Source organism: Luteimonas suaedae (genome assembly GCF_008312895.1).
In the GTDB taxonomy this organism is placed as follows: Bacteria; Pseudomonadota; Gammaproteobacteria; order Xanthomonadales; family Xanthomonadaceae; genus Luteimonas; species Luteimonas suaedae.
Window position 1 is genome coordinate 113,626 of record NZ_VSSP01000005.1, and the last position, 21,189, is coordinate 134,814.

The following is a 21,189-nucleotide window of genomic DNA, read 5'->3' on the forward strand; positions in this document are numbered from 1 at the left end:
AACCCGGATCAGACGACGCGGGCGCGCAACAGGTCATGAATGTTGAGTGCACCGACCACGCGGCGTGCGCCGTCGACGACCAGCAGGGCGTTGATCTTGTGCGTCTCCATCAGCCGCGCGGCCTCGACCGCCAGTGCATCGCTGTCGATCGTGATCGGGGTGCGGGTCATCACGTCGACGATCCGGGTCGCGCGTACGTCGACGCCCTCGTCGGCCAGCGTCCGGCGCAGGTCGCCGTCGGTGAACAGTCCGAGCAGGCGATCGTCGGCGTCGACCACCGCGGTCATGCCCAGGCGCTTGCGGCTCATCTCCAGCAGCACGTCGCCGAGGCTGGCGGCCTCGTCCACGCACGGGATGTCGTCGCCGGTGTGCATGACGTCGGCGATGTGCAGCAACAGGCGCCGACCGAGCGCGCCGGCCGGGTGCGAACGAGCGAAATCGTCGGCGGTGAAGCCGCGCGCCTCCAGCAGCGCGACCGCCAGCGCGTCGCCCATGGCCAGGGTGGCCGTGGTGCTGGCGGTGGGCGCCAGGTCGAGCGGGCAGGCTTCCTCCGGCACGCTGACGTCCAGATGCACGTCGGCTTCGAGCGCCATGGTCGATTGCGGGCGTCCGGTCATGGTGATCAACGGGTTGCCCTGGCGCCGGAACACCGGCAGCAGCATCAGGATCTCGTCGGACTCGCCCGAATAGGACAGCGCCAGCACCACGTCGGCATCGGTGACCATGCCCAGGTCGCCGTGACCGGCCTCGCCCGGATGCACGTAGAACGCAGGCGTGCCGGTGGAGGCCAGGGTCGCGGCGATCTTGCGGGCGATATGCCCGGACTTGCCCATGCCGGTGCAGACCACGCGACCGCTGCAGTCGAGCACCAGCCGGCAGGCGGCGCTGAAGGCGCCGTCGATGCGCGCGGCGACGGCTTCCAGGCCACGGGTCTCGATTTCGATCACGCGGCGGCCGCTGGCGGCGAACTCCGGGGCGCGGGCGGTCTGTGTTCCGTTTGCGGCCATTTCTAAGCGCAGGCCTTTCCGTTAGGCTAATCGGTTCATTTTATGCCTTTCCCGCTCCGAGGGTTTGCAACCGGCCATTGGCACGGATTCGGGGCTCAGGCGCGCTTAAGCAGGAGTTTTTCCGGTTGGACGCACAGACGATCCGCAATCTGATCGAACAGGGCCTGCCCGGGGCACGGGTACAGGTGCAGGGCGAGGACGGCGTGCACTTCGAGGCGCTGGTGGTCTCCGACGCCTTTGCCGGCAAGCTGCCGCTGGCGCGGCACCGCATGGTCTACGCCACCCTGGGCGAGCTGATGGGCGGCGAGATCCATGCCCTGGCGCTGCGCACGCTGACGCCGGAGGAGCACGGCTGAGGTCGCGGACCGGGACAGGAAGAACGTTCGCTCTTCCCCCCGGACGCCGGCCATCGGCCCATCGCCATGCAGAAGATCACAGTCACCGGCGGACGCCCGCTCGAGGGCGAAGTCGCCATCTCCGGCGCCAAGAACGCCGTGCTCCCGATCCTGTTCGCCAGCCTGCTGGCGGACGGCCCGGTCGAGATCGGCAACGTCCCCAACCTGCACGACGTGCTCACCACTGCCAAGCTGCTGGCGGAGCTGGGCGCGGGCGTGCGCCATGATGTCGAACGCGGTCGCTTCGCGATCGATCCACGCAGCGTGCGCAACCATGTCGCGCCGTACGAACTGGTGCGGACGATGCGCGCCTCGGTACTGGTGCTCGGGCCGCTGCTGGCCAGGCACGGCGCCGCCGAGGTCTCGCTGCCGGGCGGTTGCGCGATCGGCTCGCGCCCGGTCGACCTGCACATCGGTGCGATGCAGGCACTGGGCGCCGAGATCGAGGTGGAGCACGGCTACATCAAGGCGCGTGCAGGACGCCTGCGCGGCGGTCGCATCGATTTTCCGCTGGTCAGTGTCGGCGCCACCGAGAACGCGCTGGCGGCGGCCACCCTCGCCGAGGGCACCACGGTCATCGACAACGCCGCGTGCGAACCGGAGATCGTCGACCTGGCCGACTGCCTGGTGGCGCTCGGCGCCGACATCGAGGGTGCGGGCACGCCGCGGATCGTGATCCGTGGCGTGGAACGGCTGCGTGGCGGCACCCACGAGGTGCTGCCGGACCGCATCGAGACCGGCACCTTCCTGGTCGCCGCGGCGATGACCGGCGGCTGCGTCACCGCGACCCGCACGCGCGCCGACACCGTGGCCGCCGTGCTCGACAAGCTGCGCGAGGCGGGCGTGTCGATCGACGTCGACGGCGACCGCATCCGCGCCGACATGCGCGGCCGGCGGCCGCGGGCGGTCGATCTGGTCACCGCGCCGCACCCGGGCTTCCCGACCGACATGCAGGCGCAGCTGATGGCGATGAACTGCATCGCCGAAGGCACCGGCACGATCGACGAGAACATTTTCGAAAACCGCTTCATGCACGTCAACGAGCTGCTGCGGCTCGGTGCCGACATCGACATCGACGGCCATCGCGCCACGGTGACCGGCGTGGAACAGCTGAGCGGTGCACCGGTGATGGCGACCGATCTACGCGCTTCGGCCTCGCTGGTGCTGGCCGGGCTGGTGGCCAAGGGCGAGACCGTCATCGACCGCATCTACCACCTGGATCGCGGCTACGAACGCCTGGAGCACAAGCTCTCGGCGCTGGGCGCGGACATCCGGCGCATCGGCTGACGGTGGGCCAAGGCCCACCGTTATCGCCCTACCGGATTGACCGCAACTGCAGATCGATATGGTCGCGGCCGTTGCGCTGTTGCAGGATCCGCGCCGGCACCGGCATGCCCTCGACGATCCAGGCGGTGATCTTGCGGCTGCCATCCTCGCGGATCACGCGGGTGGCTTCCTGCGACCGGCCGGCGACGTCGATCGTTTCCTTGCCGTCGATCCTGAACTTCTGCGGCCGGGCGCGCCCGTCCTCGACCAGGCGATAGTTCAGCGGCTTGCCGGCGGCCACGTCGCGCACGAGCGCCAGGTTCATCAGCATGCCGTCCATGTCGCCGGGGCGCAGCTTCACCGGGCCGGCCTTCTCCGGGTCGACGTCGCCGCTCCAGCGCGCCTCGCCCTTGTCCCAGTCGTAGCTGGCCTCGATGTTGCGTTTCTTCACCAGCATCGCCGCCAGGCCGGTCTCGCCGCCCTGGGAGTCGGTGCTGCTCAGCGGTCGCCATTGGCCGCCGTTTTCCTCGAACGTGGTGCTCTGCGACAGGCGCGCGCCCATGCCGGTCACCTCGAGGCTGTATTTCCAGCGACCTTCGCCGGCGGCCGCCAGGGTCATCCTGCCGTCGCCCTGCATGCCCATGTAGTTGGCGCGGTAGTCGGCGGAGAACGGCTCCAGCGCCCAGCTGGCGGTGCTGGCGAGGCAGAGCGCCGCCGCCATCAGCAGCCGGTGCGTCGTCGAAAAGGTCGGGGTGCGGGATTGGATGCTCATGCTCACTCTGCTCCTTGATATTCGATCAGACGCAAATCGACGCCGTCTCCGTCCTCGTCGCGCTGCAGGATGCGTACCGGCGTCGGTACGCCGCGGGCGACCCAGACGATGGTCTCGTCGTCGTCGTCCTCGACCCGTGAAACGCGCAAGGCGTTGTAGCTCAGTTCGCCGACCTCGATGATTTCCGGTTCCTCGGCGACCTGGTAGACGTGATCGCGGGCGCGGCCGTTGTCGACGAAGCGGTATTGCAAGGTCTTGCCGGGTTCGGCGTCGCGGATGATGGCCAGGTTGATCAGCAGCGCGCTCATGTCGCCCTCGCGCAGCGCCACCGGATCGCGGCGGCGCTTGCTGACGTCGCCAGTCCACTGCGCAACGTCCGCTTCCCAGTCGTAGGTGCCGGTGATCTTGCGACCGAAGAACAGCGCCTTGCGCACCGTGCTCTGGCTGAGCGGGCGATAGCGGTCGCCGGCGGCTTCGACGTTGAACACCGTGCTCTGCCCGACGTTGAGGCGGGCGATGCCGACCAGGCCGCGGCGGCCGCGGATGTCGAGGTCCAGCTGCCACTGCGGACCATCGCGGCGGGCCAGGCGCATGGTCGCGTCACCGGCGGGCTTGCCCTGGTACCAGGCGTCGTAGGTGGCGACGAACGGCTCCAGCGTCTCGGCCTGCGCGGGGGGCAGGGGAGGCAGGGCAGGCAGGGGAGGCAATGCCGGGGACAGCAGCAGTGCGGCGATGAGGGAAACGGCATTCATATGGACGCCATCATGCAAAGCGGTTGTTGGCTGTCAGCTGAAGCGGTGTGTCGAGCACGCGGCCGTCGAGATGAACATGATGTTCATGCAGGACGATCCGGCCCTCGACCAGCCAGCGCACGGTCTCGAGCAACAGTGAGTGCTCGCGCGCCAGCACCCGTGCCGCCAGCGCCGTCTCGTCGTCGCCGACCGGTACCGGTACGCACGCCTGCGCGATCACCGGCCCGCCGTCCAGGTCCGCGGTGACGAAGTGCACACTGGCGCCGTGTTCGCACACGCCCGCCTCCAGCGCGCGCCGATGGGTGTGCAGGCCCTTGAACGCGGGAAGTAGCGATGGATGGATGTTGATCATGCGGCCGGGGCGGGCGTCGACCATGGCCGCGTCCAGCAGTCGCATGTAACCGGCACATACGATCAAGTCGGGGTGGGCGGCATCGATGCGCGCGAACAGCTCGGCGTCGAAGGCGTTGCGCGAGGCGAACGCCTTCGGATCGAGTGCGACAGCGTCGATGCCTGCGGCGCGCGCGCGCTGCAGCGCGCCGGCCTCGGCGCGATCGGAGAACACCCCGACCAGTTCGGCCTCGAGCGTTCCGGCGGAGATTGCATCGATCAGCGCCTGCAGGTTGCTGCCGCGGCCCGAAGCGAGGACGGCGATGCGGCGGCGTCCGGCATCGGAGACGGCGAGCCCGGACAAGACGCGTCCTCAGCCGATGCGGACACGGTCGTCGCCGGCAGCCGCGATCACCTCGCCGATGCGCCAGTGCGGCAGCGACTGGGCTTCGAGTGCGGCGCCGATCGGCGCCATCTGCTCCGGCGGCACGACCAGCACGAAACCGATGCCGCAGTTGAAGGTGCGCCACATTTCCTCGCGTGCCACCGCGCCCTCGCGCTGCAGCCAGTCGAACACCGGCGGCAGCGGCCAGGCGGAGGCCTCGATCGTCAGGCCCAGGCCCTCCGGGATCACGCGGATGATGTTCTCGGTCAGGCCGCCGCCGGTGATATGGGCCATGGCGTGCACGGCTGCGCCGTGTTCGCGCAGCAGCGCCAGCATCGGTTTCACGTAGAGGGTGGTCGGCGCCATCAACGCGTCGATCAGGCGGGTGCCGTCGAGATCGAGCTCGGCCGGTCGTCCGGCGCGGTCGAAGATGCGGCGGATCAGCGAGTAACCGTTGGAATGCGGGCCGCTGGAGCCGATCCCGACCAGCACGTCGCCGGCGCGGACCGCGGTGCCGTCGAGCAGTGCCGACTTCTCCACCGCGCCGACGCTGAAGCCGGCCAGGTCGTATTCCCCCGGCGCGTACATGTCGGGCATCTCGGCGGTCTCGCCGCCGATCAGGGCGCAACCGGCGAGCTCGCAGCCGTGCGCGATGCCGCCGACCACGGCGGCGGCGGTGTCGATATCGAGCTTGCCGGTGGCGAAATAGTCGAGGAAGAACAGCGGCTCGGCACCCTGCACCAGGATGTCGTTGACGCACATCGCCACCAGGTCGATGCCGATGGTGTCGTGGCGGTTCAGCTGCTGCGCGAGCTTGAGCTTGGTGCCGACGCCGTCGGTGCCCGACACCAGTACCGGCTCGCGGTAGCGGCCGGAGAGGTCGAACAGGGCGCCGAAGCCGCCGAGTCCGCCCATCACCTCGGGGCGGAAGGTGCGCTTGACCAGCGGCTTGATCCTGTCGACGAGCGCATTGCCGGCATCGATGTCGACGCCGGCGTCGCGGTAGGTGAGCGGAGTGGGGGCGGTCACGGACGCGGGCCTGCAGGGGCAAAAACATGATTCTAGCCTGCGCAGGAGCGGGGGAACGAGTGGAGAGAAAGGAAAGAAGCACGCGACAGGCCGGAACCGCCGCTCTCGTTTCTCGTTCCTCTCCACTCGTTTCTCGCGCTTTGTGGCACCATTCCGCCGTTGTCGCAGCGAAGGACGAGGAATGCCGCAGGCCAGCAAGCCAACCAAACGGATCAAGCGGTGGACGGGCTGGCTCCTGGCGGTCGGGCTGCTCGCCGCCGGCCAGGCAGCGGCCCAGCGCGTGGAGGGCGACACCGCCCAGGCGCAGGGCATGTACGAGGCCGAGGTCCGGGTCAACGGCCAGCGCGAGGCGGAGCGCAAGGCCGGCTTCAGCCGGGCCTTGGCGCAGGTGCTGGCCAAGCTGTCCGGCGATCGCACCGCGGCCAGCCGCCCCGGCGTCGCACAGGAGCTGCGTCGCGCCGGGGACTACGTGGAGGGGTACGACTATCGCCAGGACGAGGGCGTCTCCGCCAGCGGCGCGCCGAGCTTCGAGACGACCCTGGTGGTGCGCTTCGACGAGGATGCGGTGGACGCCGTGGCCGCTGCGCTGGGGTTGCCGATCTGGCCGGAACCACGGCCCAAACCGGTGCTGTGGCTGGCGATCGACGACGGCAAGGGCGCACGCCTGGTCAATCTCAACCAGAACAACGTGGTGCGGCCGATCCTGAGCCGGGCGCAGCAGCGCGGCTACCGCCTCGGCCTGCCGCGCGGCAGCGCCGCCGAGCAGGCCGCGGTCGGTGCCATCTGGCGTGGCGACAGCGGCGCCGTGGCGCGGTTGTCGGCACGCTACAGCCCGCCGATGCAGCTGATCGGCAAGCTCTACCGGGCCGACGGCGGCTGGAAGGCCGACTGGACCTTCGTCGACAACGGCCGCGTGCTGTCGCAATGGTCGAGCGAGGATGCCAATGCGCGCATCGCCATGGCGGCCGGCGCCGACGGTGCTGCCGATGCCCTGGTCGAGCGTTACGCGCGGGCCAGCGAAGCCGGGCCGACCGGCAGCTACCGGGTTGCCTTCGTCGGCATCGGCAGCAGCGATGATTTCATCCGCCTGTCGGGCCATCTGCAGGGCCTGTCGGTCGTGCGCCGGATCACGCCGGTGCGGGCGACCGCCGACGGCGTCGAGTTCGAACTCGAGCTGTTGACCGGACTGCCGGGCTTCCGCCGGCTCGTCGACGAGCGGGTGCTGATGGAGGTCGAGGCGCCGCTGCAGACCGGCACCCCGGTCTTCCGGCTGGTCCGGTGACCACGCCATGAGCGAACCTGCCGGCGCGGCGATCGCGCTGTTCCTCAAGCGGCTGCAGTGGGGCCTGGTGCTGGCCGTGGTCTTCTGGCTGCTGCTGGCGCTCGGCCCGATCCTGACGCCGTTCGTGCTGGCGGCGCTGCTCGGCTGGCTGGGCGACCCGCTGGTCGACCGGATCGAGCGCAGCGGCCGCTCGCGCGCGGTGGCGGTGACGCTGGTGTTCGCGCTGATGGTGCTGTTGCTGGTGCTGGCGTTGCTGATCCTGGTGCCGATGCTCGAGGAGCAGATCGTCACCCTGATCGACACCCTGCCGAGCTACCGCGAATGGTTCATGCAGACGGCGATCCCGTGGGTGGAGCAGCGCACCGGGTTTGAGATCTCGACCTGGCTGGACCCGCAGAGCCTGATCGAGCTGGCGCGCGAGCACTGGCAGCAGGCCGGCGGCATCGCCGCGACCTTCTTCGGCTACGTGCAGCGCTCCGGCTTCGCGTTCCTCACCTGGATGGTCAACCTGGTGCTGTTGCCGATCCTGACCTTCTACTTCCTGCGCGACTGGGATCGCCTGGTCGAGCGGGTCGCCGCGCTGGTGCCGCGCGATCACCTGGCCACGGTGACGCGACTGGCGCGCGAGTCCAACGACGTGCTCGGTGGCTTCCTGCGCGGGCAGTTCATGGTGATGCTGGCGCAAGGTGCGTTCTACGCCGTGGGACTGCAGGCGATCGGGCTCCGGCTCGGGATCCTGGTGGGCCTGATCGCCGGGCTGATCAGCTTCGTGCCGTACCTGGGCGCGACCGTCGGCGCGGTGCTGATGCTGTTGGCGGCGCTGGTCCAGGAGCAGGGGATCGACTGGCAACTGCTGATCCTGGGCTCGGTGGTGTTCGTCGCCGGGCAGCTGCTCGAAAGCTACGTGCTGACCCCGCGCCTGGTCGGCGACCGCATCGGCCTGCATCCGGTGGCGGTGATCTTCGCGGTGATGGCGGGCGGGCAGCTGTTCGGGTTCGTGGGCATGCTGCTGGCGCTGCCGGTCGCCGCCGTCGCCAACGTGCTGATCGGCTTCGCGCAGGAGCGCTATCGCGAGAGCCAGCTGTACGCCGGCGCGCCTGCCGGCCTGGTGATCGGCGAGCCGGCCGGGGGTGAAGGCGAGGACGGGCGCAGCGAGCCGCCGCAGGCGTGAGCCCGCGTCGCGACGGTCCCGGCCGCGACGGCGGGCAATTGCCGCTGGCGCTGCGCTGCCCGCCTGACCAGCGCTTCGAAGCGTTCGTCCCGGCGTCCGAAGCGGTATTGCCGCCGCTGCGCGCACTGGCCGCCGCGGCCGGTGGCGACTGGTGCTACCTGTCGGGTGCGGCGGGCACCGGCAAGACCCACCTGGCACTGGCGACCTGCGCCACGGCCGAGGTGCACGGTCGGCGCGCGGCCTACCTGCCGCTGGCCAGCGCCGCCGGTCGCCTGCACGAGGCGCTGCAGTCGCTGCACGACTACGACCTGATCGCGCTGGACGGGCTCGACGCCGTGGCCGGCCATCGTGACGACGAGCTCGCGCTGTTCGATTTCCACAACCGTGCGCACGACGCCGACAAGGCGGTGCTGTATGCGGCGCGCGCGCTCCCCGCGGATTTGCCGCTGACCTTGCCGGACCTGCGCTCGCGCCTGTCGCAATGCGTTCGCATCGTGCTGGCGCCGCTCGACGACGCCGGGCGCCGCGAGGTGCTGCGCGTGCGCGCGCAGCGGCGCGGATTGATGTTCGACGATGCCGCGATCGACTGGCTGCTCAAGCGCGTCGATCGCGACCTGGTGAGCCTGACCGCGCTACTCGACCGGCTCGACCGCGCCTCGCTCGCCGCACAGCGGCGGTTGACGGTGCCGTTCCTGCGGCAGGTGCTGGGGGGAAGGGAGTAGGGAGTGGGATCGAGGGACGGGACGCGCGCGTCCTTGCTCGCCTTTGCGGCGGCGTTCCTCAGGCTAAGGTCGGTCGAGCAGGTGTTGTTCGATTGTCGGCTGCTGGAGGGCAACGACTGAGATCGAAATGGATCCCAGCTTTCGCTGGGATGACGACCAGAAGCCGCTACGCCCACTCCTCACTCCTCACTCCTCGGACCAGCCGTTACCCCCAGCATCTCGTCCAGCTCGGCCAGCCGCTGTGGCGTGCCGACGTCCGTCCAATGCCCGCGATGGTGCTCGCCGGTCACCTGGCCCTCCGCCATCGCCGCGCGCAGCAGCGGCGCCAGCTTGAAGCGCGGCGGATCGGCGTCGGCACCCGGTGCAGTGCCGATGGTGCGGCGCCAGTCGTCGAACAGCGATGCGCGGTAGATGCCGATCCCGGCGAAGGTGAGCCGGCGATCGCCGTCGTCGAGTACGTCGCCGTCGTCGGCGAGGGCGAAGTCGCCGCGCGTGTGGTGCGGCGGATTGTCGACCAGCACCAGGTGCGCGTCGCCGGCCGGCCGCCGTGGCAGCCGCGCGAAATCGAAGTCGGTCCAGATGTCGCCGTTGACCGTGATGAACGGCGCATTGCCGAGCAGCGACAGCGCGTGCCACATGCCGCCGCCAGTTTCCAGCGGCGTATCGCCCTCGTGCGAGTAGCGGATCCGCAGGTTCCATCGCGAACCGTCGCCGAGCGCCTTGGGGAACTGTTTCGCCAGCCACGACGTATTGATCACCACCTCGCGCACACCGGTGGCGGCGAGGCGTTCCAGGTGCCAGACGATCAGCGGCTTGCCGCCGGCCGCGAGCAGCGGCTTCGGCGTGGCATCGGTCAGCGGCCGCATGCGTTCGCCGAGGCCGGCGGCCAGAATCAATGCCTTCATGCGCGAGAACCTGCGGCGGCGGATGCCGGACAGGCGGGCAGAGCCCGGGTCCGGAGAGTGGCGCAACGGCGCGAGCTCCGCGCGACAGGGACATCGGCCGCGGCCAGGATCGCATCGATGATCTGCATGCATTCTCCACGCGGCGGCGGCCGCTCGTGCGGCACAGGGTAAACTCCCGAGCCTGTTTCAGCGAGGTGTCGCGATGACCCTGCAGGTGGTGCTGTTGTCCGGCGGTTCCGGCACACGATTGTGGCCGCTCTCGCGCGAGGCCTATCCCAAGCAGTTCCTGCCGCTGGCGGGCGAGGACACGATGCTGCAGGAGACCTGGGCGCGGGTGGCGCCGCTGGGCGGCGCCGCGCCGATCGTGGTCGCCAACGAGGAGCACCGCTTCCTCGCCGCCGAGCAACTGCGGCAGGCCGGTGCGCCGACGCCGGCCATCGTGCTCGAGCCGACGGGGCGCAATACCGCACCGGCGATCGCCGCTGCGGCGCTGCAGGCGATGGCCGGTGGCGACGATCCGGTGCTGCTGGTATTGCCGTCGGATCACGTCGTACGCGACGCCGATGCGTTCCGCGCGGCGGTGCAGCAGGCGCTGCCGGCCGCCGAAGCGGGGGCGCTGGTGACGTTCGGCATCGTCGCCGACACGCCGGAAACCGGGTTCGGCTATATCCAGGCCGCGCCGGGCAAAGGCGTGCGCGACGTGCTGCGCTTCGTCGAGAAGCCCGATGCCGCGACCGCACGCGGCTATCTCGACAGTGGCGACTATTACTGGAACAGTGGCATGTTCCTGTTCCGGGCATCGGGCTACCTGCGGGAACTGGAGCAGTTCCGGCCGGATGTCCTGGCGGCGGTGCGCGCGGCCTTCGATGCGGCGACACGCGACGGCGACTTCGTGCGGCTCGACCGCGAAGCGTTCGCCGGCTGCCCGTCGGATTCGATCGACTACGCGGTGATGGAGAAGACCGGTCACGCCAAGGTGCTGCCGGTCGACATCGGCTGGAGCGATGTCGGCTCCTGGTCGGCGCTGTGGGAGGTCAGCGAGCAGGACGCCGATGGCAACGCCCACCACGGCGACGTAATCGCGGTCGACAGCCGCAACAGCTACGCCTACGCGCGGCGGCTGGTCGCGCTGGTCGGCGTCGACGACCTGGTGGTGGTGGAGACCGACGACGCGGTGCTGGTGGCGCGCAAGGACAAGGTGCAGCAGGTCAAGGAGGTGGTGGCGCGGCTGAAGTCGGACCAGCGCAGCCATGCGGTGCTGCATCGCGAGGTGCACCGGCCCTGGGGCAGCTATGACTCGATCGACGCCGACGATGGGTTCCAGGTCAAGCGGATCAAGGTCAAGCCCGGCGGGCGGCTGTCGCTGCAGTCGCACAAGCACCGGGCCGAGCACTGGATCGTGGTGCGCGGCGTTGCGCGCGTCACCCGCGACAACGATGTATTCGATCTGTACGCCAACCAGTCGACGTACATCCCGCTCGGCGCGAAGCACCGGCTGGAGAATCCCGGCGCGGAGACGCTCGAGCTGATCGAGGTGCAGTCCGGCGGTTACCTGGGCGAGGACGACATCGTCCGCTACGAGGACGTGTACGGCCGCTCGTAGGCATGTTCCGCGATTCCGTCCGGAGAAACGGCACGCTCACCGGGGTTTAGCACGCACCGCCGATGCGCTGCGGGAAAAGAGCTGCGGATGCATCGCGGGCGGACCGGCACGGCGTCCCGGTGCGGGACACGCCGTGAATCCGTCCATGGAGGCTCGTCGACGCCATCCATGGCGCCGACGGTCCCGCACCGGGACGCCGAGCCGGCCCTGGATGCTGACCGGGCGCTTCTCGTGCGGATCACCGGTCAACCGAGAGCCGTTGCAGCCCTCGACCTGAGAACACCGGTCGTGCCCGAAGGGCTACGCCGCCACGGCCTTGGTCTCTGTCTCCAGCGAGGCCAGCCAGGCGTCGTCGGAGCCTTCTTCCACGCCCTCGAACAGGAACGTCGACAGGTAGCGCTCGCCGGTGTCGGGCAGGGTGGCCAGGATCACCGAACCCTCAGTCGCGGTTTCGGCCACCTGCAGCGCCGCGGCGACGGTGGCGCCGGCGGAGATGCCGACGAACAGGCCTTCCTCGGCAGCGAGTCGGCGCGCGGTGTCGCGGGCGACGGTGTCGTCGACCGGACGGATCTCGTCGGCGATGCCGCAGTCGAGCACCGCCGGCACGAAGTCCGGCGTCCAGCCCTGGATCTTGTGCGGCTGCCAGTCCTTGCCGCCGAGCAGCGAGGCGCCGGCCGGCTCCGAGGTGACGATGCGTACTTCCGGCCGCGCGACCTTCAGCACCTGGCCGACGCCGGTGAGGGTGCCGCCGGTGCCCCAGCCGCTGACGAAATAATCCAGCCGGCGGCCGGCGAAATCGCGCAGGATCTCCGCGGCGGTGGTCTGGCGGTGATAGGCCGGGTTGGCCGGGTTCTCGAACTGCCGCGCCAGGAACCAGCCGTGCGTCTCCGCCAGTTCGGCGGCCTTGCGGACCATGCCGCTGCCGCGCTCGGCGGCGGGGGTCAGGATCACCTTCGCGCCGTAGGCGCGCATCAGCTTGCGACGCTCGACCGAGAAGGTCTCCGTCATCACCGCGACGAACGGATAGCCGCGCGCGGCGGCGACCATCGCCAGCGCCACGCCGGTGTTGCCGGAGGTCGCTTCGACGATGGTCTGCCCGGGCTTGAGCGCGCCGCTGCGCTCGGCGTCGAGCACGATCGCCAGCGCCAGCCGGTCCTTGACCGAACCGCCGGGGTTGAACGATTCGACCTTGGCGTAGAGCGAGACGTACGCGGGCGGCAGCCGGTGCAGCTTGACGACGGGTGTGTGGCCGATGGTATCGAGGATGCTGTCGTGGATGGTCATGATGGTGGCCTGCTTAAGGGAATTGTCGAGGAAGGCTCAGGGACTCTGCCGTCCGCTGTTCTCCCCCTTTGAAAAGGGGGATTGAGGGGGGCGAAAGCCGCCGCTTGCAAGCCGCAGGCTTGCGACGGCTTGAGCGCCCCCGCGCGTTGCGCGGGGGCCGGGAATGGCGCCGCAATTTGCGTTTTGCTGCGCACCGTGAAGAGCAAATCCCCCCAGCCCCCCTTTTTCAAAGGGGGGTTCAAGGCATCTGGTACGGCGAGTGCGGTGCACGGTCATGCCGCTTCGTCCAGTACACCGGGGGATCCGCCAGCCACCGCCGTGCCCAGCGGCGCCGCGCCGAACCAGTGCAGGGTCTGCGCGAACGCCGCCACCTCGCCGAGGATCAACAGGGCGGGCGCGCGCACCGCGTAGCGCTCGGCGAGCGCCGGCAGTTCGTCCAGCGTGCCCGCGATCACGCGCTGTTCCGGCCGCGAACCGTTCTCGACCAGCGCGAACGGGGTCCGCGGATCGCGACCGTGCGCGAGCAGCCGTGCGCGCAGGGTGTCGAGCATCGCCACGCCCATGTACACCGCCAGCGTCTGGTGCTCCTGCGCCAGCGCCGCCCAGTCCAGGGTGTCGAGTGAGGCCTTGCAGTGCGCGGTGACCAGGCGTGCCGACTGCGCATGGTCGCGATGGGTGAGCGGGATGCCGGCGTAGGCGGCGCAGGCCAGCGCGGCGGTGATGCCGGGCACGACCTCGTAGTCGATGCCGTGCGCGCGCAGGTGCTCGAGTTCCTCGCCGCCGCGTCCGAACACGAACGGATCGCCGCCTTTCAGCCGCACCACGCGTTTTCCGGCCTGCGCATGTTCGACCATCAGCGCGTGGATCCGCGCTTGGGTGGTGCGGTGGTCGCCGGCCTGCTTGCCGACCGTGATGCGCTCCGCGTCGCGGCGCGCCAGCGCCAGCACCTCGGCGCTCACCAGGCGGTCGTGCAGGATCACGTCGGCCTCGTTGAGCACGCGCAATGCGCGCAGGGTGAGCAGGCCGGGATCGCCGGGGCCGGCGCCGACCAGCGCGACCGAACCGATGGCTGCGGATCCGCTGTCGTCGCCCGGCCGCAGCTCGGCTTCGAGCAGGCGCTCCGCTTCGAGATGGTGCCGCCGGCGCAGCAGGCCCTGCAGAGGTCCGGTCAGCAACCGCTCGAATGCACGGCGTCGCGCGCCGATGTCCGGCCAGCGCGCACGGATGCGCGCGCGCCGGCGCGCCAGCAGCGTCGCCAGCGCAGCGAAGGATTCATCGAACTGTGCCTCCAGCCGTTCACGCACCAGCCGTGCCAGCATCGGCGCGCCGCCGCCGCTGGAGACGGCGATCTGCAGCGCGCCGCGCTCGAGCCGGGCCGGCACCTGGAAACGCGACAGTTCCACGTCGTCGACCACGTTGACCCACACGCGCTGCGCCTCGGCGGCTTCCGCGACCTCGCGGTTGATCGCGGGATCGTCGGTGGCGGCGATCGCGAGCCAGGCGCCACGCAGCCATTCGCGACGGAAGCGGCCGGCGCGATGTGTGATCCTGCCGTCGCTGGCCCAGGCGGCGAGGTCGGGTTCCAGCGCCGGCGCATTCACGATCACCCGCGCGCCGGCCTGCAGCAGCGCCTCGGCCTTGCGCCGGGCCACGGCGCCGCCGCCGACCACCAGCACGCTGCGCCCGCGCAGGTCGGCGAACAGCGGGTACAGCGGTGGAGCGGTTTCGGCGGACATGGCTCGGCTTCGCGACAGGTCGCATGGACGCTAACGAGCGCGCGTCGCCGACGGAAATGGCCTGCCGGTCTGGCGACATGCGATTTCGGCATAAGCGGCGGCCGCCCGTGCGTGGACAATCCAGGCGGGCAGCGGATATGCTCGAAATCCTTTCATCATGATTGAAAGATATTAGAGCGGGAAGGCGCTATCGAAGTGCATGACACGCTCTAGTGCCTGCGGACGACGCGTCCGTCCGGGAACCCGCCATGACCCTTACCCAGCTACGTTATCTGGTCGCCATCGCCGACGCCGGGCTCAACATCACGCTCGCCGCCGAGCGCGTGCATGCCACCCAGCCGGGCCTGTCCAAGCAGCTCAAGCAGTTGGAGGACGAGCTCGGTTTCCAGCTGTTCGTGCGCAAGGGACGCAGCCTGGAAGGCATCGCCCCGGCCGGCGAGCAGGTGCTGCAGCATGCGCGCCGCATCTTGGAGGAGGCCGGCAACATCCGCAGCTACGCCGCCAACGAGCGCGGCGAGCACAGCGGCCGCCTGCTGCTGGCGACCACCCACACCCAGGCGCGCTATGTGCTGCCGCCGGTGATCGCGGAGATCAAGCGCAGGTTTCCGCAGGTCAACGTCGACCTGCAGGCGGCCGGCGATGCCGAGGTGCTGCAGAAGCTCGCCCAGGACGGGGCCGACCTCGCCTTGATCAGCACCGCCGGACCGCCGCCTCAGGACGGGGGCGTGGTGGTGCCGCTGTACCGCTGGCGGCGCGTGCTGCTGGTGCCGCGGGCACATCCGCTGGCCGGACTGAACCGTGCGCCGACCCTGGCCGAGCTGGCCCGCCATCCGCTGATCAGCTACGAGTCCTCGACCCGCGCCGACTCCTCGCTGCAGCGCACCTTCGCCTCCGAGGGCGTCGAGCCGCAGGTGGCGATGACCGCGCGCGACGCCAACCTGATCAAGACCTACGTGCGCGCGGGGCTCGGTGCCGGGCTGCTGGCGGAAATGGCGATCGGCGTGCGCGAGGACGAGGACCTGCGCCTGCTGCCGGCGCCGGAAGCGCTGCCAGAATGCATCACCTGGGCGGTGATCCCGCGCGGCCGCGTGCTGCGCGAGTACGCGCTGGCGCTGCTGCATGCGCTGGCGCCGCAGATCGACCGCCGCGACCTGCGCCGGGTGCTCGAGGGCAACGAGGAACCGCATTGGCCGGTGCCACCGACCTGGACCGAGCTGAGCCAGCCGATCTCGGTGTGACGCCGGCGGCGGACGCATTCGGCGTTGCCGCTTCGTAGGAGCGCGCCATGCGCGCGATACCGCGGGCGTTTCCGGCCTCGATCATCGACGGTCCCGCCGCGAGCCGGAAGGCACGTCGGTGGACGTCATCGCATGGCGGCGCCATGCCCGCGGCATCGCGCGCATGGCGCGCTCCTACGGGTGGATCGCGATTCGGCCGGCCTCAGGCAGCCATGCCGGGCTCGTCGAAGTGCAGGCCGCATTCGCGCTTCAGGCCGAAGAAGCGCGTGTCCTCGATGCGCATGCCCGGCTCCAGCCTGCGGGTGGTGTGGATGTCGCCGATCGAGACATAGCCCTCGTGCCAGAGCGGGTGATAGGGCAGGTCGTGCTTCTGCAGGTAGATCCAGACATCGCGGTCGCTCCAGTCGGCGATCGGGTGCAGTTTCCAGCGGCCGTCGCGCAGCTCCAGGAAATCGATGCCGGCGCGGGTGTCGGCCTGCTGCCGCCGCAGCCCGGCGATCCAGGTGCGCACGCCAAGTTCGCGCAATGCGCGCTGCATCGGATCGACCTTGTGCAGGCGGTTGTAGCGGTCGATGCCGTCCACGCCTTGTTCCCAGAGCCGTCCCATGCGTGCCTCCGCCCAGGCGGCGCCGAGGTGCGGGCGATACACCTTCAGGTTGAGGCCGAGGCGACCGGTCAATGCATCGACGAATCGATAGGTCTCCGGGAACAGGTAGCCGGTATCGACCAGGATCACCGGCATGCCGGGCTGTTGCCGGGTGGCCATGTGCAGCGACACCGCTGACTGTGCACCGAAGCTCGACGACAGCGCGTGCGTGCCGGCGGTGTTCTCCAGCGCCCATGCGATGCGGTCGGGCGCGCTGCGTCGCGACAGCCAGCGGTTGAGTTCGGCCAGGGCCTGCGTGGACTCGGCGGCGGTGATCGGATCTGGCGGGCTCATGCGGACGCCTCCATGGGGATGGACGTGATGGGAATGGCGCGGCGAACGTCGCGCTCGGGAATGGCGACCGCGCCGCTGCGGACCAGGAAGTCGCCGAAGCCCTCGCCCGCGTCACGTTCGCGCGCATAGGCGGCGAACAGCGGATCGAGCGCTTCGAGGATCGCCGGCTCGTCGATGTTGTCGCGGTACAGCGTGTTGAGCCGCTGGCCGCGATGGTCGGCGCCCAACATCAGGTTGTAGCGGCCGGGGGCGCGGCCGACCAGGGCGATCTCGCCCAGGTACGGCCGCGAGCAGCCGTTGGGGCAGCCGCTGATGCGCAGGTGGATCGGCGCATCGCCGATGCCGTGCCGTTCGAGCAGCGCCTGCACCTGGTCCAGCAGCGCCGGCAGGTAGCGCTCGGCCTCGGCCATCGCCAGGCCGCAGGTCGGGAAGGCCACGCAGGCGAGCGCGTTGCGCCGCAGCGGACTGGCATGGCGCCAGCCGTCGAGGCCGAACTCCGCACACAGCGTATCCACGCGCGCGCGCAGCGCCGGTGGGATCCGCGCCAGCACCAGGTTCTGGTTCGGCGTCATCCGGAACTCGGCGCCGTCGCCTTCGTCCTGCAGCAGCCGCGCGAGCGCGCGCAGGCCGCTGAGGTGGCGAACCGCTTCGCCGCGGCCGTCGAGGGCGCCGTCGACGATCCGTCCCGCCGGGATGCGCAGGCCCAGGTGCAGGCGCCCGTCCTCGCCCTCGCTCCAGCCGAAGCGGTCGCCGTTATGCGAAAAAGCGAACGGTCGCGCCGGGGGGAAGGTGATGCCGGCGCGCCGTTCGACCTCGGACTTGAACCAGTCGAGACCACGATCGTCGATGGTGTACTTGAGCCGCGCACGCTTGCGCACCTCGCGGTTGCCGTGGTCGCGCTGCGCGGTGACCACGGCTTCGGCGACTGCGGTCACCTGGTCCGGTCCGATGAAACCGATCACGCTGCCCAGGCGCGGGTAGGTCTCCGGGTCGCCATGGCTGGCGCCCATGCCGCCGCCGATGCTCACGTCGTAGCCGAGCAGCGCGCCGGTCTCGTCGAGGACGGCGATGAAGCCGAGGTCCTGCGCGAACACGTCGACGTCGTTGACCGGCGGAATCGCGAAGCCGATCTTGAACTTGCGCGGCAGGTAGCGGTCGCCGTAGATTGGCTCCTCCTCGCCGCCGCTGGAGGCGATGCGCTCCTCGTCGAGCCAGATCTCGTAGTAGGCGCGGGTGTTGGGCAACAGGTGTTCCGACAACGCCGCGGCCTGCGCCTGCACCGCCGCGTGCGCCGGCGACAGGTGCGGGTTGGCGGCCACCGCGACGTTGCGGTTGACGTCGCCGCAGGCGGCCAGGGTGTCGATCAGCGCGGCGTTGATCGCCTGCATGGTCGCCTTGAGTTCGGTCTTGATCACGCCGTGTAGCTGGAACGCCTGCCGGGTGGTGATGCGCAGGCCGCGCTCGGCATAGGTGGTGGCGATGGCGTCGAGCTGCAGCCACTGCGCCGGCGTGACCACGCCCCCGGGGGTGCGGGTGCGGATCATGAAGGCATAGGCGGGCTCGAGCATGGCCTGGCGGCGCTGCTCGCGGACGTCGCGATCGTCCTGCTGATAGCTGCCGTGGTACTTGATCAGCGTCTGGTCGGCCTCGCGCAGCGCGCCGGTGACCGGATCGGCCAGGCTGTCCAGCAGCGAGCCGCGCAGGCGCGCGCTCTCGGCCTTGATGTCCTCAACGGAATGCGTGCTCATCGCGGGTCAAGTGTTCTTGAAGGTGGAACGGCTGTTTCGTAGGAGCGCGCCATGCGCGCGATGCCGCGGGCATTGCGCCGCCATGCGATTTCGTTCGCCCGCGCGCCTTCCGACTCGCAGCGGAACCGCCGATGACCGAGACCGGAGACGCTCGTGGCATCGCGCGCATGGCGCGCTCCTACGGAAGGAGCCGCGGATGGACACCGGATCAGTAGGTGTCGCGCGCATAGCGGCCCTCCTGCTGCAAGCTGTCGAGGTATTCGCCGGCCGCCTCGGGATCGCGGCCGCCATGGGTGGCGATCACGTCCAGTAATGCCGTGTGCACGTCCTTGCCCATGGCGATCGCGCCGCAGACATACAGGTGCGCGCCGCCCTCCAGCCAGGCGTACAGTTCGCGGCCGCGTTCGCGGATGCGGTGCTGCACGTAGGTCTTGCGCGGCGCGGCCGCGGACTCCGGCGCCGCGCCTCGTGCGTCCACGCGGTCGCGTGAGAATGCCAGGTCGATGCGATGCAACTGCCCCGACTTCAGCGCCCGCTGCCATTCCAGCTGGTAGAGGAAGTCGCTGCGGAAGTGCGGATTGCCGAAGAACAGCCAGTTGCGGCCACTGGCGCCGATCGCCACGCGTTCCTGCAGGAAGCCGCGGAACGGGGCGACGCCGGTGCCGGGGCCGATCATGATCACGTCGCGCGCCGGATCGGCCGGCAGGCGGAAGCGTTCGTTGCGCTCCAGGTAGACCGGGATCGGGGCACCCTCGCCGGCGGCGGCCAGGAAGTGCGAGGCGACGCCGAAACGCCGCGCTTCGCCATGCAGATAATCGACGTGGGCGATCGTGAGATGCGCCTCGTCGCCGACGGCCTTGCGGCTGGAAGCGATCGAGTACAGCCGTGGCGTCAGCGGCCGCAGCGCGGCCACCAGCGCGTCGGCGGGCCAGGCCGCGGGCGCCTCGCGCAGCAGGTCGATCACCTGCCGGTCCCCGGTCCAGCGGGCCAGTTCCGCGTTCCGTTCCGGTGCCAGCAGCGCGGTGAGCGTGGCGTCGCCGGCGCGCTCGGCGTGCGCGGCGAGCAGCGGTCGCGCCAGCCGGGTCAGCTCTCGCCGTGCGCCCAGCCACTCGCGCAGCGGCAGCTCGTCGCCGCCATGGGCGACGGCCGCATCGCCGTCGAGTGCGAGCGTGGACAGCACCTCATCCACCAGTTCCGGCGCGTTGCGCGGCCACACGCCGAGCGCATCGCCGGGCTCGTAGTGCAGGCCGGCATCCTCCAGCGAGAGCTCGAAGTGGCGGATGTCGCGGTCGCTGCCGCCGGCGGTAATGCGCTGGTCGACCAGCAGTTCGGCGGCGAACGGGCGGTCGCGATCGTAGGCAGGCACGGCCGCCGACGGTGGCCGCAGCGGGGTGACGGTTGCGCTCGGCTTCAGCGCCTCCCGGGCGGCGGCGAGCGCCTGCTGGCGCCAGGGCGTGGCGACGGTGTCGATGTCGAGGTCGGCGTCGCCGCGGTCGAACATGCGGGTCGCGCCGAGCTCGGCCAGGCGGGCGTCCAGCGTCTGGCCGATGGCGCAGAACTGCGGATAACTCGAATCGCCCAGGCCGAGTACCGCATAGTGCAGCTGGGGCAGTTTCGGCGCACGCTTGCCGGTGAGGAAGGCATACAGGTCGCGGGCGTCGTCGGGCGGGTCGCCGTCGCCCTGGGTGCTGATGACGAGATAGAGGTGGTGCTCGTGCTTCAGTTCGCGCACCGGATAGGCATCGGCGCTCAGCAGCCGTACCGTCAGGCCGCCGTGCTCGACATCGGCCGCCAGCCGCTCGGCCACGCGTCGGGCATTGCCGGTCTGGCTGCCGTAGACGATGGTGAGGCGGTTTCCGGTCGCGACCTCGCTCTGCGCGGCCGGCGCTTGCGCCGTCGGCGCAGCCGAGCGCGATGCCAGGCCCGCCGCGTAGCCGGACAGCCACCACAGCCCGGCGCCGTCCAGGCCGTCGGTGAGCCGGCGCAGCGCATCGGCGTGTTCGGCGGACAGCGGCGGCGCGGGCAGGGCTTGCGGAGACATCGTCGCGGACCGGGGAGGTGGGAACGATCACGAGGCTAGGCGCCCGCGCCGGCGATGGAAAAGGATGTCCGGTTATGCGGACATGCCCGGGTGTCATCTACGACCGCGCGGCAGGTACGCACGGCGACGGCGGCATCGTGGAGTTCGTTGCCTGTCCACAGGCCGGGTCGCTGGCATCGTGTTGCGACCGGGAAAGCCGCGTCTTAGTCCGTGTCGATCCGTGGCAGAAACGCTTTCCGGATGACTGCATCGACAGGTTGCAGAATGCGGTCGAGGAGCAGCCGGGCAGCCGGTCAGCGGCCCCCGCGGAACAGTTGCGCGATCCCGAGGATCAGGATCGAGCCGAGCAGGGCGCCGATGAAGCCCGCGGGCTGTCCGGCCGCGTACCAGCCCAGTTGCTGGCCCAGCCAGCTGGCGACGACGGCGCCGCCGATCCCCAGCAGGGCGGTCAGGATGATGCCCAGCCGCCGCCGGCCTGGTGTCACCAGCCGCGCCAGGATCCCGACGACCAGGCCGAGCAGGATGATGTGGAGCCAGTTGTTGCTGCCGAACGGTTCCATGGCGTGCCTCTGTCGATTGTTCG

Annotated in this window: 19 protein-coding genes; 7 read left to right on the plus strand and 12 right to left on the minus strand. The window is 70.2% G+C overall.

Annotation, left to right across the window (positions count from 1 at the left end; genetic code table 11):
- Window positions 1-8 precede the first annotated feature (8 nt).
- Window positions 9-1,007, minus strand: coding sequence for a KpsF/GutQ family sugar-phosphate isomerase (locus FXO19_RS09710; RefSeq protein ID WP_149194896.1), 999 nt, complete (start codon window positions 1,005-1,007; stop codon window positions 9-11).
- A gap of 125 nt (window positions 1,008-1,132) precedes the next feature.
- Between FXO19_RS09710 and FXO19_RS09715 the strand changes: the two genes are divergently transcribed.
- Together FXO19_RS09715 and murA are read left to right on the plus strand one after the other, a co-directional pair.
- Window positions 1,133-1,363 carry a BolA family protein gene (locus FXO19_RS09715; RefSeq protein WP_149194897.1) on the plus strand — a complete coding sequence of 77 codons (231 nt, stop codon included), beginning with the start codon at window positions 1,133-1,135 and terminating at the stop codon, window positions 1,361-1,363.
- A gap of 66 nt (window positions 1,364-1,429) precedes the next feature.
- Window positions 1,430-2,689 carry a UDP-N-acetylglucosamine 1-carboxyvinyltransferase gene (gene murA, locus FXO19_RS09720; RefSeq protein ID WP_149194898.1) on the plus strand — a complete coding sequence of 420 codons (1,260 nt, stop codon included), beginning with the start codon at window positions 1,430-1,432 and terminating at the stop codon, window positions 2,687-2,689.
- 28 nt (window positions 2,690-2,717) lie between these two features.
- On the opposite strand, the gene FXO19_RS09725 is transcribed toward murA, so the two are convergent.
- The 4 genes from FXO19_RS09725 to purM are packed head-to-tail and all read right to left on the minus strand — an operon-like array spanning window position 2,718 to window position 5,936.
- Window positions 2,718-3,440, minus strand: a complete 723-nt coding sequence (locus FXO19_RS09725) for a DUF3108 domain-containing protein (RefSeq protein ID WP_149194899.1) — start codon at window positions 3,438-3,440, stop codon at window positions 2,718-2,720.
- A gap of 2 nt (window positions 3,441-3,442) precedes the next feature.
- Window positions 3,443-4,192, minus strand: coding sequence for a DUF3108 domain-containing protein (locus tag FXO19_RS09730; RefSeq protein WP_149194900.1), 750 nt, complete (start codon window positions 4,190-4,192; stop codon window positions 3,443-3,445).
- Window positions 4,193-4,202: 10 nt separating this feature from the next.
- On the minus strand, window positions 4,203-4,886 hold the full coding sequence (purN, locus tag FXO19_RS09735) for a phosphoribosylglycinamide formyltransferase (protein WP_255516371.1): 684 nt from the start codon (window positions 4,884-4,886) through the stop codon (window positions 4,203-4,205).
- Between the two features lie 9 nt (window positions 4,887-4,895).
- Window positions 4,896-5,936, minus strand: a complete 1,041-nt coding sequence (purM, locus tag FXO19_RS09740; protein ID WP_149194901.1) for a phosphoribosylformylglycinamidine cyclo-ligase — start codon at window positions 5,934-5,936, stop codon at window positions 4,896-4,898.
- A gap of 181 nt (window positions 5,937-6,117) precedes the next feature.
- Between purM and FXO19_RS09745 the strand changes: the two genes are divergently transcribed.
- From FXO19_RS09745 to hda, 3 genes are read left to right on the plus strand one after another with little or no spacing between them, the layout of a single operon-like run.
- Window positions 6,118-7,218 (plus strand): DUF2066 domain-containing protein, encoded by a 1,101-nt coding sequence (locus FXO19_RS09745; protein WP_149194902.1) that lies wholly within the window; start codon window positions 6,118-6,120, stop codon window positions 7,216-7,218.
- A 7-nt stretch (window positions 7,219-7,225) separates the two neighbouring features.
- Complete coding sequence (locus tag FXO19_RS09750; RefSeq protein ID WP_149194903.1) at window positions 7,226-8,389, plus strand: AI-2E family transporter; 1,164 nt, start codon at window positions 7,226-7,228, stop codon at window positions 8,387-8,389.
- Window positions 8,386-9,111 carry a DnaA regulatory inactivator Hda gene (gene hda, locus FXO19_RS09755; RefSeq protein ID WP_149194904.1) on the plus strand — a complete coding sequence of 242 codons (726 nt, stop codon included), beginning with the start codon at window positions 8,386-8,388 and terminating at the stop codon, window positions 9,109-9,111. Before FXO19_RS09750 ends, hda begins: the two co-directional genes overlap by 4 nt.
- 179 nt (window positions 9,112-9,290) lie before the next feature.
- On the opposite strand, the gene murU is transcribed toward hda, so the two are convergent.
- Window positions 9,291-10,016 (minus strand): N-acetylmuramate alpha-1-phosphate uridylyltransferase MurU, encoded by a 726-nt coding sequence (murU, locus tag FXO19_RS09760; RefSeq protein WP_149194905.1) that lies wholly within the window; start codon window positions 10,014-10,016, stop codon window positions 9,291-9,293.
- Window positions 10,017-10,218: 202 nt separating this feature from the next.
- Here murU and FXO19_RS09765 point away from each other — a divergent pair, with 202 nt between their 5' ends.
- The gene (locus FXO19_RS09765; protein ID WP_149194906.1) at window positions 10,219-11,619 is read left to right on the plus strand and encodes a mannose-1-phosphate guanylyltransferase/mannose-6-phosphate isomerase; all 1,401 of its coding nucleotides are present in this window, start codon (window positions 10,219-10,221) and stop codon (window positions 11,617-11,619) included.
- A gap of 300 nt (window positions 11,620-11,919) precedes the next feature.
- On the opposite strand, the gene cysK is transcribed toward FXO19_RS09765, so the two are convergent.
- Together cysK and cysG are read right to left on the minus strand one after the other, a co-directional pair.
- On the minus strand, window positions 11,920-12,903 hold the full coding sequence (cysK, locus tag FXO19_RS09770; protein WP_149194907.1) for a cysteine synthase A: 984 nt from the start codon (window positions 12,901-12,903) through the stop codon (window positions 11,920-11,922).
- Between the two features lie 272 nt (window positions 12,904-13,175).
- Complete coding sequence (cysG, locus tag FXO19_RS09775; protein ID WP_149194908.1) at window positions 13,176-14,639, minus strand: siroheme synthase CysG; 1,464 nt, start codon at window positions 14,637-14,639, stop codon at window positions 13,176-13,178.
- Between the two features lie 248 nt (window positions 14,640-14,887).
- On the opposite strand from cysG, the gene FXO19_RS09780 reads away from it, so the two are divergent.
- The gene (locus FXO19_RS09780; RefSeq protein ID WP_149194909.1) at window positions 14,888-15,877 is read left to right on the plus strand and encodes a LysR family transcriptional regulator; all 990 of its coding nucleotides are present in this window, start codon (window positions 14,888-14,890) and stop codon (window positions 15,875-15,877) included.
- Window positions 15,878-16,079: 202 nt separating this feature from the next.
- Here FXO19_RS09780 and FXO19_RS09785 read toward each other — a convergent pair whose 3' ends face one another.
- The 4 genes from FXO19_RS09785 to FXO19_RS09800 all read right to left on the minus strand — a co-directional run bounded on the left by FXO19_RS09785 (window position 16,080) and on the right by FXO19_RS09800 (window position 21,166).
- Window positions 16,080-16,817, minus strand: coding sequence for a phosphoadenylyl-sulfate reductase (locus FXO19_RS09785; protein WP_149194910.1), 738 nt, complete (start codon window positions 16,815-16,817; stop codon window positions 16,080-16,082).
- Window positions 16,814-18,565, minus strand: coding sequence for an assimilatory sulfite reductase (NADPH) hemoprotein subunit (gene cysI, locus FXO19_RS09790; RefSeq protein WP_149194911.1), 1,752 nt, complete (start codon window positions 18,563-18,565; stop codon window positions 16,814-16,816). The genes FXO19_RS09785 and cysI overlap by 4 nt, the downstream gene beginning before the upstream one ends.
- Window positions 18,566-18,773: 208 nt before the next feature.
- On the minus strand, window positions 18,774-20,606 hold the full coding sequence (locus tag FXO19_RS09795) for an assimilatory sulfite reductase (NADPH) flavoprotein subunit (protein WP_149194912.1): 1,833 nt from the start codon (window positions 20,604-20,606) through the stop codon (window positions 18,774-18,776).
- 293 nt (window positions 20,607-20,899) lie between these two features.
- Window positions 20,900-21,166 carry a GlsB/YeaQ/YmgE family stress response membrane protein gene (locus tag FXO19_RS09800; RefSeq protein WP_149194913.1) on the minus strand — a complete coding sequence of 89 codons (267 nt, stop codon included), beginning with the start codon at window positions 21,164-21,166 and terminating at the stop codon, window positions 20,900-20,902.
- Between the last annotated feature and the right edge of the window lie 23 nt (window positions 21,167-21,189).